Here is a 12,981-nt window from a genome sequence, read left to right as displayed (position 1 = left end):
ATTTCCTCGGTTGGGGTAAGACTTCGACTCGGTCGTCTGATCACCGCCATCCCTCCAACTCGCGTCGCTTCAGCCTGGAGTCCGGATTATTGAACTCCATGTGAGGCTTCGATCTGTTCTGGGCTTTGGAGTATGCTAGCACCTGTTGCCTCAGCGCTCCAGCCGTCCCCGTGCCTGAGAAGCGCCCGCCGAGGCGGATAGACCAGAAGCCTCCTCACTACTAACCAATGGGAAGGCGATCATGATCTCATTAGACTGACCCTGCACCCATGCAGTATCTACCTCGATGCTACGTTTCAGAACCCGCTGGTTCGCCCTCGCCGACGTGGCTTGCGGCCAAGTTTGGCCTGTGGTCGCCGTCGACGGCTTCCTCCTTTGCACAGCGACATTGATTGCGGACTCCGTAAAATTCAGTCAGCGTGTTCGTTAGGATTTCACCAACGGGAGGGGCAAATGGCAATCGAGTTTACACGGCGCAGCATTTTAGCCGCTGGAATGGCGCATGCCGCCTTCGTCTCCGTCACGGGAACCTTCGTGATCGCGCGGGCGGCAAAGGCAGCCGAGCAGATTGAATTGGTCACGTGGGCGCTGCCTAGCATCCCCGATACTCTTTTCATTCCGCATGCTTGGACGACGTATACTGGAGCGATCATGTCGCTCGTCCAGGAAGGACTGCTAGGCTTCGGCGAGGATCTCGGTCTTGAAACCGCATTGGCCGACAGATGGGAAGAGGTCGATCCGACGACGATAAAGTATCACCTTCGGGGCGGCGTCAAATTTGGCGACGGAAGTCCGCTCGCCGCTGATGATATTGTCGCCACGTTCAAATATCACATGAGCCCGGATTCCCCCTCACAGCTCGCTTCGTTCTACAATTCGGTGGCGACGGTAGAGGCGACGGCTCCCGATGAGGTGACCGTCAAATTGAAGGCACCGAACGTGCAGTTCGCCTTTACGCCCGCCCATATGGCGGGTTTTGTGTTCAAGAAGGAACAGCTCGCGGACAAGAACATCGGAACGCCCGAGGCTCTCCCGCTTGGGACTGGCGCCTACAAGCTTGTTGAATTCGTTCCGACAGATCGTGTCATCCTCGAAGCCCGCGACGACTACTCCGGACCGAAGCCAGCCGTTAAACGGATCACGTTCAAGGCGATTCCGGACCGCCCGGCTCGGCTTCTTGCCATGCAGCAAGGCGAGATCGACGGTACTTTCGATCTCGCCATCTCCGACATCGACCAGTGGAAGGCGCTAGGAAACGTCGACGTGGTCGCCGCGCCGTCGCTAGGCGTATATTTGCTGACTCTGGACCATTCGGCGCCACCCTTCGACGATATCCATGTGCGTCGTGCCGTTGCCTATTCGGTGGATCGGAACGGCCTGGTCCAGGCACTCCTCAAGGGCAACGGCGAGGCGGCGACGGCATTAAACCCGCCCGAAATCTGGTCGGGAGTGCTGCCCCCTGACGAGGTTCGCGCCTTCTACGCTACGCTATTGCCGAACTATGCGTTCGACTTGAACAAGGCGAAGGCCGAGCTTGCGCAGTCCAACCATCCCGACGGTTTTGACGTCACCATCCCGGCATCGACCGCAGATCCTTACATGGTCAACATCCTGCAGTCGGTGACGGAGAACCTAAAGCAGATTGGTATCCGCGCACACATCCAAGAGAGCGACAATAACACGTGGTTCACGAACTACGTCACTCATGACAAACTGGGAATGCAGATCATGGCGTACTATCCCGACTTCGCCGACGCGGCCAACTACCCCTCCCTCTTCTTCTCAAGTGCGAATGCTGAGAAGGGCGGCATGAACGGCTCGAACTTCAACAACCGGGAAGTTGATGCGAAACTGAAGATCGCCAACGAGAACGCCGACCCGAAAGCGCGTGCCGACGCGCTGAAGAAAGTGTTCACGATCGCCAACGAGGAAGTCGCTGTCGTGCCCATCTTCTGGCCTGCCTCGGCCATGGCAATCAACAACAAATATAAGCTCACCGGGTACAACGCTTTCTGGTACAGTATCCCATGGGCCATGCGAGGTTTCGGCCCGAAATAGAGAGATGGTGCGCAAGTAGGCGGCCGCCCATTTTCCTCGTTTGCGTCGCAGCGAATGCTCGGCGTTCGGCAACTACTCGGCTCGACTAGACAACGTGGCCGAACTACAGTTCATAGACAGGAACCGGTGCACCTGTCTCAGCTGGGGCTGGAAACGATGTGCGGAGCTCCTTGGACCGGGTGTAGCGTCGGAGCGAGCCGTCTTTCCGCGCCGTACGCGAACGGGAGCACCAGCAAGATGCATCGAGCCGCTCCATCGACGGGTTTGACCGCTATCTCGGGTGGCGCCAATGGGGGCTCGAGCCTCGTCGTCTTCATCACTCGACGTTTAGCCGTGACGATCCCACTCCTCCTTATAATCTCCTTCGGCGTCTTCGCCCTGATTCACATAGCACCTGGCGACCCGGTGAGCTCCCTGCTTGGCGCGCGCGCTTCAGACCCGGCAACGCTCGCAGCCATCCGCGCGCGTTACCATTTGGACGATTCATTGCTCGTGCAGTATGGGACGTGGCTGTCGCAGGTGATCCGAGGCGACCTCGGCGTCTCGATCCTGGGCAACCGCTCGGTGACGAGCACAATTGCGGATCGGCTCGGCGTTACCATCTTCCTCAGCTTGATGAGCACTACCCTTGTTCTCGGCCTCGGTATCCTGCTGGGCGCGCTCGCCGCCTTCCGTCGTGGCACGGGGCTCGACCGGACGGTCGTCATGTTCAGTGTTTTTGGCATTAGCTCTCCGGCCTTCGTCACCGGCATTTTCTTTCTCTATGTCTTCGGTGTGCTGCTGCATTGGTTCCCGACCTTCGGTGCGGGAACGGGATTCCTCGACCGTGCCTGGCACCTGGCACTTCCAGCGCTTGCCCTTGCGGCCTCGACCATGGCGATCGTCGTCAAAATCACGCGCGCGGCAGTCATCGAGGAGCTGGCCCGAGACTACGTCACGTTTGCGCGAGCGCGCGGAGTGAGCTCGCGTCGTATTTTGCTTGCGTACGTGCTCAGGAACTCTCTCATTCCCGTGATCACGGCCGCAGGGCTGATAGTCATCGGAATCCTGGCCGGCGCGATCTACGTCGAGGTAACCTTTTCGTTGCCAGGTCTTGGCGCTCTGATGATCGATGCGGTCCAGAAGCGCGACATTCCGACGATCCAAGGGATCACCCTGCTTTTTTCCGCCTTCGTCGTGCTGGTCAACCTTGCGGTCGACGTGATCTATACGCTTATCGATCCGCGCATCCGTTTCGGCAGAGTCGGCTCATGAGCGCTCCAGCCATCGGCGAGACACGACGGAGGAAGCAGCCATTGCCCGTACCAGTGGTCGTTCTCTTTGCTGCGCTGATTATTGCAGCGGTGGTGATCTGCGCCGTCCTTGGGGAAAGGATCGCCCCCGATTCGCCGTTCCTCCAACGTCTTGGGGTCGGCGACACGCCGCCTTCCCAAGACCACATTGCCGGGACGGATCTACTCGGCCGCGATGTACTTTCGCGCGTGATCTACGGTGCGAGAACGGCCTTGGCCGGACCAGTTGTTGTCGCCGCCGGAGCATTCGCGATCTCAACCCTGCTGGGCCTTCTTTCGGGCTATCTCGGCGGTCTGGTCGATTCGGCGATCATGCGCTGGGTGGATTTTATGTTTGCGTTGCCTGGCCCCCTCGTGGCGATCGTCGTGGTCGGCGTTGTGGGAGGCGGATACTGGACCGCCGTTCTCGTGCTGGTCGTCCTTTTCACCGCCCCCGATACGCGCATCGTGCGGAGCGCGGTCCTCGAACAGCGACCGCTTGCTTACATCGACGCAGCGCGCACTCTCGGCATATCGAAGACGCGTATTCTGTTCGTGCACATCCTCCCAAACATCGCGCCGATTATCCTCGCGTATGTAGTTCTTGACTTTGCCTTCGCGCTGGTCAATCTCGCCGGGCTGTCGTTCCTCGGGCTCGGCGTCGAGCCCGGGACCCCCGACTGGGGTCGGATGCTCTTCGAGAACCGTACTATCCTCTTCTCCAATCCGGCTGCGCTGCTCCTGCCTGCAGGAATGATCATCCTTACCGCGGTCAGCATGAACCTCGTCGGCGACTGGCTGTTCGAGCGGTTTTCAAAGTGAACACGGCCGTGGCGCGCGAAGGCCAGGAAAGTCCGCTCCTCAAGGTGGAGGGGTTAGCGATCTCGCACGGTGACGTGCCCATCACGCTGCCCTTGGAAATCGTAGTGGAACGGGGCGAGACCATTGCGATTGTCGGCGAATCCGGGTCCGGAAAATCGCTTACGGCACGGGCAATCGTCGGCATCCTGCCGCCAGGCATCAATGCCAAAGGCGCCGTCACGCTCGACGGCGTCCCCCTGATGCGGCTTGCTGAGAGGGAACTTCGCACGATCCGCGGGTCTCGCGTGTCGATGCTTATGCAGGATCCGTTCACGATGCTGAATCCGCTCATGCGAAGCGGCGACCACATAGACGAGATGCTGCGCGACCGGCCCGAATTCGCCTCGCGCGCCGTAAGAGCGGATGAGGTTAAAAGACGTCTCGCAGAAGTCGGCATAGTCGACGAGGATGTTGCACGCCGCATGCCATTCCAGCTGTCTGGGGGCATGTGCCAGCGCGTCGCACTTGCCGCGGCTCTTGCTCGCGACCCGGAGCTGCTCATTGCCGATGAGCCCTCGACGGCACTCGACGTAACGACTCAGGCGGAGATCATTAAGCTCCTGCGTCGTATCCAGCGCGAACGAAACATGGCCGTCATTCTCATTACCCACAACCTGCGACTCGCGTTCTCGACCTGCCAGCGCATCTATGTGCTCTACGCCGGCTCAATGCTCGAAGTCGGGGACGCCGCAGCTGTCGAGCGTCAGCCGTTCCATCCTTACACCTTGGGGCTTCTGCTCTCGGAACCGCCGGTCGATATTCGCGTGCCTCGGCTGGTCGCGATCCGGGGCTCCGTGCCGCGCGCGGCCGATGTTATCGACAGCTGTGGTTTTGCCGACCGCTGCGAGTGGGCGAAGCAGATTTGCCGCGCCGGCAAGCCGTCGCTGGCCGCTCGCGATGCGAGCCGGTTCACTGCATGTATCCGTCAGGACGAGATTCAGGGAGAACTCGACGCTCTGCGCTCGGCGACGCTCTCGGCGACGCCGGTAACGCCGCGGCGGGGGGGAACCGCAGGGGCGCTCGTTCACGTTGACGCGCTCGTCAAGACATTCGCGGGAAGGCGGGGCCGTCCGATCTGCGCGATCAGGGACGTATCGCTACACATTATGGCGGGGGAAAGCGTCGGCCTCGTCGGCGAATCTGGCTCGGGCAAGACCACAATCGGGCGCTGCCTCGTTGGCCTCGAAACCCCGACTGACGGCGACATCCGCATCAACGGCATCGCGGCAGCGGATTTCGGCGCCATGGCGAAGGCGGACCGCGACCGCGTTAGGCGAACGATTCAGATGATCTTCCAGGATCCGTATTCGACACTAAATCCCAAGCATAGCGTCGGGCAGGCCCTGCGCGAAGCGCTCGGGGCGTCGGCGGGCGCTCCAAGCCCAGCGCCACAGGAACGGATCGCATCGCTGCTGGCGGAAGTCGGCTTGTCTGCCGCGTACGCCACGCGCCGTCCGGCGTCGCTCTCAGGCGGCGAGCGCCAGCGAGTCGCCATCGCACGCGCGCTTGCTGTCAAACCGGCAATTCTCGTTTGCGACGAACCAGTATCTGCCCTTGACGTCTCGGTGCAGGCGCAGGTGCTCAATCTATTCAGGCGCCTGCAAGTTGAGCACGAGCTCTCATATCTCTTCATTACGCACGACCTCGCTGTCGTCCGCCAGATCGCCGAGCGCATTTATGTCCTCTATCTTGGCGAGATCGTCGAGGAGGGGCCGACGGAGCGGGTCATCTCTAACCCGCAGCACCCGTATACACGCCGTCTCATCGAATCAATCGTACGCTCGGCCATTCAACGTGCCCCCTGACGCAACTGTCCACCGCGCTTCGGCGAGGGTTCGAGTTTCGCGAGCTGGTCCATACCGTTGACGGCGCTAACCTCCGCACAAGCGCGTCTCATAGTCGGAATGGGCACGATGCGCCAAGAGCCGATCTTGCCGAACGAAGTCGCATAGTCGCAAACGGGGCGGAACTGGCAATCAGACGCGTTCGCTTAGCCCAGCGTCGAATTGAAAACGGCTATTGCGGCCGGAATGGAGCGAAGGAGATTCTGGCAGAGGCGGACAATCTCGCGAGCACGCCGAACGATTGCGAGTTTGGAGCGCAGCGGGAGTATTACGCTCTCAGTCGCTGCCGGGTGAAAGGTCTTATGTGCGTTGGTAGCGACTAGCCGAGCCCCAAACCTCGGGTCTTTATCTGCGTGGCTGTTGATGGCGGCTTTCGAAACAACTGCTGCCCTTCGAGGTGATCGATACTGAGGTCTGCAACGGGTCGAAGAGAGCCGTTCTTCACGAGCCCTGTGCACAGCTTGTTTCGAGGATCTTCCCGTTCTGTGCGTTCAAGTCGCATAATGTATCGACCGGAACCGATGCGGGTGCAGGGGCGGGTTGTGAAGATCGGAAATTAAGGGAGTGATAAGCGAACCGCTGCAATCTGCTAGAGCTGTATGTATTTAAGCCCGTTCATATCCCGCCTCTTTGAAGTAGGCTGCGCATTCCTGTGGGGTGACGGCTTGGAGAATGTGGCGCAGTTCGTCATGGATTGCGTCGCGTGATCTGGCCTGTGCCTCACGCAACCAGTGCTTGATTTTGGCGAAGAGCTTTTCGATCGGATTGAGATCGGGGGAATATTTCGGCAGAAAGAACAGGCGGGCGCCGGCCTTACGGATGGCGGCGCGGATCTCCTGACCCTTATGGGAGCCGAGATTGTCCAGGATGACGATGTCGCCGGCTTTGAGTTCCGGCACCAGAACTTGCTGGACATAGATGCGGAAGCGTTCGCCATTGATCGGGCCATCGAGGATAAAGGGAGCGCTGACGCGGTCGGCCCTGAGTGCGGCGACAAAGGTCATGGTGTTCGAATGGCCGAAGGGGGCGTAGCCCACCAGTCGTTCGCCGCGAGGCGCCCAGCCCCGCAGCGGCGCCATGTTCGTCTTCGTCCAGGTCTCATCGATGAAAACGAGGCGGGCGGGATCAATTCCGGGGCAGTGCTTCAGCCATCGTGCCCGGTGGCGGGCGACGTCGGGCCGCTCCCGTTCGCTGGCGACCAGCGTCTTTTTTTATAACTCAACCCCTCTTCGTGCACGAAGGTCCAGACGGCGCGATAATCCACCTTCAGGCCGCGCTCGCTCAACTCGGCGACAAGTCCGTGCAGCGTGAAGTCGCGCTCGCGGCAGCGGCAAAGCAGCCAAGCCCGGTGCGGACCGGAAAGCTTGCGGGGCTTGTGCCCACCCATCTGGCCGGGTGCGGCGCTGCCCGTCTCGCGAAACCGCCGCACCCAATCGATCGCGGTGCTGATGCCGATGCCGAAGCGCTTGGCCGCTGCCCGGCACGATAGGCCCTCGCCCGTCACCGCATCGACAACGCGTTCCCGAAGATCATTCGAAAAAGGTCTCGCCATAAAGGCCGGCCTCCTTCACCGGCCTGAATGGTGAATCTGATTTGCGCAGAAAAAGGAATCCCCTTTCCGATTCCGCCTAAATGCATCCCGCTCTAGCGGATGGCGACGGCGCCGCGATGAGACCCTCGTGATTTTTTCGCCGACCCACTCGGAAAGATCGGTGCAAAGCTGATCCAGCCCCACCTGGCGAGCGATCTCGATGATCTGCTGATAGGAGATCGGCCTAATCGCGGCTTGGCCGCCGCCCAGCCTGGCATCAAACAGGCCCAGTTTTGCCTTCCGGGCCGTCGGGAACCAAGAGCCACGCGACCGGGCTGCCTTGGCTGGCATTCTTTTCGATACAGCCGAGATAGCCCTTATTATTCTCCCGTTGATGCTATTTCATTCTATTCAGCTGTTGGTGCTGGCCGTCGCTTCCCAGCGCAGTGCCATACCCTATCAGGCAGGCTAGCGTTGGGCAGGTTCAGAACATTAAGACACCTGGAGTGGACCGCTGAACTATGCGTCGGGACCCGGCTAATCGAACTGGAAGGCAGAACTCGGCTTGCAACCAAACAGCGCAGTTCATAGCGTGATGCGGAAGATCGCTCGACACACTTGGGTCTGCGGGTTTAGCGTGTCCCCCAATGCATAAAGAGGAGGGTTCTTTTGCGCTATATTCGTCCTAGTTCAATAGAAGATGCCGTTGGTCTTTTGGCGGAAGCGTCAGGCAAGGCAGCCGTTCTGGCCGGCGGAAGTGATCTGCTGGTGAGAATGAAGGGGGGCTTCATCGAACCCGAGCTCATCATCGACATCAAAGCTATAGACGCCCTGAGACACATAACTGAAAGCGAGGATGGTTTCGTCATCGGCGCTGCGGTGCCTTGCGCGGTCCTCGGCGAGAATGCAGCGCTCCGGCGGGCGTGGCCCGGCGTGGTGGAAGGCGCTAATCTCATCGGTTCCAAGCAAGTGCAGGGGCGTTGCACCATCGTCGGAAATCTCTGCAACGCATCGCCTGCGGCCGACAGCGTGCCCGCGCTGCTGGCGGCCGGTGCAGAGGCTCTGATCAGGGGGCCGGCCGGCTCCCGCACGATCGCTGTCGAAATGGTGCCGGTGGGGCCGGGCAAGACGTCGCTTGCGCCGGGCGAGATCATCGAGGCCATTCTGCTCGACAAGCGGCAGCCGCGTTCGGGCGACGCCTATCAACGGTTCACGCCACGCACCGAGATGGATATTGCGGTCGTCAGTGCCGCGGTGAAGCTCACTCTTGATGATCAGGGTGTCGTCCAATCGGCGCGCGTCGCGCTTGGCGCGGCGGCGCCGACGGTGCTTCTGGTCGAGGAAGCGGCCGAAATCCTCACTGGTTCCCGCGTCGACGACAAGACGCTTGACCGCCTGGCCGCGGCCTGTTCAGGCGCCTGTCGTCCCATAGACGACAAGCGAGGCACTGTGGAATTCCGAAGGAAAGTCGCGGGAGTGCTGGCCAAGCGGGTCGCACTGGCCGCCTATCAGCGTGCAGGACTGGAATGATGGCAGGCATAGCAGTTTCAACGAACATCAATAGCGACAACGCCGAGTTTCTCTGTCACGCCGACGAGACGCTGCTTGACGTGTTGCGTGATCGCCTGGGGCTCATGGGAGCGAAGGAAGGCTGCGGAACGGGCGACTGCGGCGCCTGCAGCATCATTCTCGACGATCGGCTGGTCTGCTCCTGTCTCGTGCTTGGGGCAGAGGCGGAAGGCCGGCGCATCGAAACCGTCGAGGGCATGGCTCAGGGTGACCAGCTTCATCCGCTGCAACAGAAGTTTCTCGAGCATGCCGCCTTGCAATGTGGCATCTGCACACCCGGCTTCCTCATTGCCGCAAAGGATCTGCTGTCGAAGAATCCGGATCCGACCGAAGAGCAAATACGCTTCGGCCTTGCCGGAAATCTCTGTCGTTGCACCGGCTACGACAAGATCGTGCGCGCCGTTCAGGACGCAGCAGGCGTCATGAGAGGAGCTTGACCATGAATTTTGATCCCAGCCACTCGAAACGCAGCTTCTCCTCCGTGGGCACTCGACCCATCCGGCCGGATGGAGTCGATAAGGTAACGGGCCGCGCGCGCTACGGCGCGGACTTCAACATGCCAGGCCAGTTGGTCGGACGGATTTTGCGCAGCCCGCACGCGCATGCCATCATTCGCAAGATCGACACGTTGAAGGCCGCGCAACTTCCTGGCGTCAAGGCGGTTTTGACGGCGGCGGACCTGCCCGACCTCACAGATGGTGACGCGGCGATGTATGACATTCTCGACAACTGCATGGCGCGCAAGAAGGCGCTCTACGACGGCCACGCCGTGGCCGCCGTGGCAGCAATCGATGCGCGAACCGCCAAGCAGGCGCTCAAGCTCATCGAAGTCGAGTATGAACTCCTGCCGCACGTTACCGATGTTGACCAGGCGTTCGCGCCGGATGCTCCGCTCATCAACGACACGATCTTCACAACAGGCGTCGATCCCAAGCCGGATCGCCCTTCGAATGTCTCAATGCGGAGCCAGTTCGGGCATGGCGACGTCGATGCCGGGATGGCAAGGGCCGATTTCGTCGTCGAACGGACATTCAAGACCGAACAGACGCACCAGGGCTATATCGAACCTCACGCCTGCGTCGCAAGTGTCAGTTCGGACGGCACAGCGGACCTATGGGTTTGCACCCAGGGTCACTTTGTCTATCGCCAGCATTGCGCACAACTGCTCGGCATGGATGCCTCCAAACTGCGCGTGACGTCGTCGGAAATCGGCGGAGGCTTCGGCGGCAAGACCCATGTCTGGGCCGAGCCTGTCGCGCTCGCACTGTCGCGCAAGGCGGGCAGGCCGGTCAAGCTGGTGATGACGCGCGACGAAGTGTTTCGCGCCTCCGGCCCAACAAGCGCCACGTCGATCGACGTGAAGATCGGCGCATTGAAGGACGGAACGATCATCGCCGCCGATGCGACGCTGCGCTATTCCTGCGGCCCCTATGCCGGAGCATGGGCGGAGGTTGGCGCCATGACCGCATTCGCCTGCTACAAGCTCGAGAATGTCAGGACGGTCGGCTATGAGGTGCTGGTGAACCGGCCGAAGACCGCGGCATATCGCGCGCCTTCGGCGCCGATGGCGGCGTTTGCAGTGGAAAGCGCCATCGATGAACTTGCCAAGAAGGTCGGCATGAATCCGATCGATTTCCGGATCCGGAACGCGGCACAGGAGGGAACCAAGGCATCCTACGGTCCAGTCTACGGCCCGATCGGCATCGGCCCGACACTGGAGGCCGTGAAGAACCATCCTCACATGAAGGCACCCCTTGGCAGGAACCAGGGGCGCGGCATGGCATGTGGGTTTTGGTTCAACTTCGGGGGCCAGACGTGTACCGATCTCAACATCGGGATGGATGGCACAGTATCGCTCGCGGTTGGCACGGTGGATGTGGGCGGTTCGCGCGCATCGCTGTCGCTGGTGGCCGCAGAGGAGCTCGGGATCGACTATTCGCAGGTCAGAACGGTGATCGCCGACACGTCCAGTCTCGGCTACAATGACATGACCGATGGCAGCCGAGGAACGTTCTCGTCGTCGATGGCCACCATTTCTGCTGCCCGCAACGCTATCAAGATTCTCCGAGAGCGGGCGGCACAGATGTGGGACATTCCGGTCGAGGACGTGACCTGGGAAAAGGGCCATGCCGTCGCCAAGGGCGAGACGCACGGAAACCTTCCGAAACTGTCTCTGAAGGAGATTGCCGCGGCATCGGGCACCACGGGCGGCCCGATTGCGGGTCACAGTGAGATCGTCGCCGACGGCGCCGGCGTATCCTTCGCCACCCATATCTGCGATATCGAGGTCGACCCCGAAACCGGGGCCACCAAGGTGCTGCGCTACACCGTGGTGCAGGATGCCGGCAAAGCCGTGCATCCGACCTATGTCGAAGGACAGTACCAGGGCGGCGCTGCGCAGGGCATCGGCTGGGCACTCAACGAAGAATATATCTACGGCAACGACGGCCGGCTGCAAAATGCGGGCTTCCTCGACTACCGTATCCCGGTGTGCTCGGATCTGCCTATGATAGACACGCAGATCCTGGAGATTCCGAATCCCAACCACCCCTATGGGGTCAGGGGCGTCGGGGAAACGTCCATCGTCCCTCCGCTTGCAGCGGTGGCCAATGCCGTGTCGAATGCGGTCGGCGTGCGGATGCTGCATATTCCCATGTCGCCGCCGCGGATCCTGGCAGCGCTCGAAGCGTAAGGAGGACCGATGGTAGAGGTCACGCTCTGGGGCTCTCTCGCCGCGGCAGCTGAGGGCAACAGCAAGGTCGAGATCGAGGCAAAGAATATCAGGGAACTGTTCGCGAGGTTGAGCGAACGGTTCCCTCGGCTTGAGCCGCTCATGGCACGAGGGATCGCAGTCGCAATTGACGGAACGATTTATCGGGACACCTGGTCGAAGGAACTGCCGACGGGCGCGGAAATCTATTTGCTGCCGAGGCTGGCAGGCGGTTGAAGGCGGTCGCGAGAGCGCCCGTGTAGACGCACTGTTTCGACGAGGCAATGCACATCTCACCTTGATCGTCGTGCTGCAGCAAAGACTTGGAAATCGCATTCGCCCAACGCAGTTAACCAGACCCGTCTCCCCTATAGTCAAACTGCGCGTGTGACGCATGGAATAGGGTCGGCCGCAGGTCGATTCGTACGCTGGGCAGTGGGTTCGTCGATGCTCTTCCAGGATCGTCGATTGCTCTCAGCAGTTACGGCTGCATGCGCGCTTATAGAAGTAATGACGAAACAAAATCAGGACCAGTTCTGGCGGCTTTGACTTATCCAGTTGGTTTGACCAAACGACCGCAGGCCGCAGAAAGGTCAGATTATGTTCGACCGGGGCTTTAGCCAGTCATTCCGACGAGCTGGACATTTTCGTTTCGCGGAAGGTGAACGATCCAGACAGCATCCAGTTGCTCATCAACAAAACGGGACGCACGATCGTTCCACAGCGACTTTTCGAAAGGCCGCATCCGCACTTCCTTCGATGGCACCGGGGGATAGTTGCTTTAAGCATTGAGTGCGGCGGTAGTTCCACAGCGGTAGGATGGAGTCGGCCGTTCGATTCCCTTCAAGGCTTGGGACTTGAGGGTCTCAATAGGGGCTGATGGCCGACCGTCCGCTCCCAGGACGCCCAACACGAAAAGCGGACATCAGACCTCTTGCCCCCGAGGACTGGGATTGGTCACGCCTGAAATCGCCGCCGCAATTCAAGGTCGTCGCGCGACAGGTGGTGCAGAATGTCTTGAAGAGCGCGAAGGCTGCCTCTAGAGGGCCCATCACTGGCGTCCAGTGAGTGGCCGAAAGCAGCATGCGCTCCTCACGACGTGCGGGCTGGAACCAACAATCTGACCAGTCGCACGGC

At 60.6% G+C, this 12,981-nt stretch carries 9 protein-coding genes; 8 read left to right on the top strand and 1 reads right to left on the bottom strand.

Annotation, left to right across the window (positions count from 1 at the left end):
• Positions 1-453 precede the first annotated feature (453 nt).
• From PZL22_RS26705 to PZL22_RS26690, 4 genes are all read left to right on the top strand, one after another.
• Entirely contained in the window at positions 454-2,058 is a 1,605-nt protein-coding gene (locus tag PZL22_RS26705) for an ABC transporter substrate-binding protein (RefSeq protein WP_010967238.1), read from the top strand.
• Between the two features lie 237 nt (positions 2,059-2,295).
• Complete coding sequence (locus tag PZL22_RS26700) at positions 2,296-3,312, top strand: ABC transporter permease (RefSeq protein ID WP_127701607.1); 1,017 nt, start codon at positions 2,296-2,298, stop codon at positions 3,310-3,312.
• On the top strand, positions 3,309-4,151 hold the full coding sequence (locus PZL22_RS26695) for an ABC transporter permease (RefSeq protein ID WP_015445407.1): 843 nt from the start codon (positions 3,309-3,311) through the stop codon (positions 4,149-4,151). Before PZL22_RS26700 ends, PZL22_RS26695 begins: the two co-directional genes overlap by 4 nt.
• The gene (locus PZL22_RS26690) at positions 4,148-5,995 is read left to right on the top strand and encodes a dipeptide ABC transporter ATP-binding protein (RefSeq protein WP_164843121.1); all 1,848 of its coding nucleotides are present in this window, start codon (positions 4,148-4,150) and stop codon (positions 5,993-5,995) included. The genes PZL22_RS26695 and PZL22_RS26690 overlap by 4 nt, the downstream gene beginning before the upstream one ends.
• 644 nt (positions 5,996-6,639) lie before the next feature.
• On the opposite strand, the gene PZL22_RS26685 is transcribed toward PZL22_RS26690, so the two are convergent.
• Positions 6,640-7,586, bottom strand: a protein-coding gene (locus tag PZL22_RS26685; protein ID WP_284718781.1) for an IS630-like element ISRm2011-2 family transposase whose coding sequence is annotated in 2 segments (ribosomal slippage) — positions 6,640-7,247 and positions 7,247-7,586 — 948 coding nt in all. Because the reading frame shifts where the segments join, the coding sequence is not laid out codon by codon here.
• 648 nt (positions 7,587-8,234) lie between these two features.
• Here PZL22_RS26685 and PZL22_RS26680 point away from each other — a divergent pair.
• The 4 genes from PZL22_RS26680 to PZL22_RS26665 are packed head-to-tail and all read left to right on the top strand — an operon-like array spanning position 8,235 to position 12,081.
• Positions 8,235-9,095, top strand: coding sequence for an FAD binding domain-containing protein (locus tag PZL22_RS26680; RefSeq protein WP_010968071.1), 861 nt, complete (start codon positions 8,235-8,237; stop codon positions 9,093-9,095).
• On the top strand, positions 9,095-9,571 hold the full coding sequence (locus PZL22_RS26675) for a (2Fe-2S)-binding protein (protein ID WP_127700808.1): 477 nt from the start codon (positions 9,095-9,097) through the stop codon (positions 9,569-9,571). Before PZL22_RS26680 ends, PZL22_RS26675 begins: the two co-directional genes overlap by 1 nt.
• 2 nt (positions 9,572-9,573) lie before the next feature.
• Positions 9,574-11,826, top strand: coding sequence for a xanthine dehydrogenase family protein molybdopterin-binding subunit (locus tag PZL22_RS26670; protein ID WP_010968069.1), 2,253 nt, complete (start codon positions 9,574-9,576; stop codon positions 11,824-11,826).
• Positions 11,827-11,835: 9 nt separating this feature from the next.
• A complete protein-coding gene (locus PZL22_RS26665) occupies positions 11,836-12,081 on the top strand; it encodes a MoaD/ThiS family protein (protein ID WP_010968068.1) in 246 nt (81 codons plus the stop codon).
• Positions 12,082-12,981: the final 900 nt, after the last annotated feature.

Source organism: Ensifer meliloti (genome assembly GCF_030064585.1).
Taxonomy (GTDB): Bacteria; Pseudomonadota; Alphaproteobacteria; order Rhizobiales; family Rhizobiaceae; genus Sinorhizobium; species Sinorhizobium meliloti.
The sequence above is the reverse complement of the archived record's forward strand: the minus strand, read 5'-3'. Positions and strand labels throughout refer to the sequence as shown.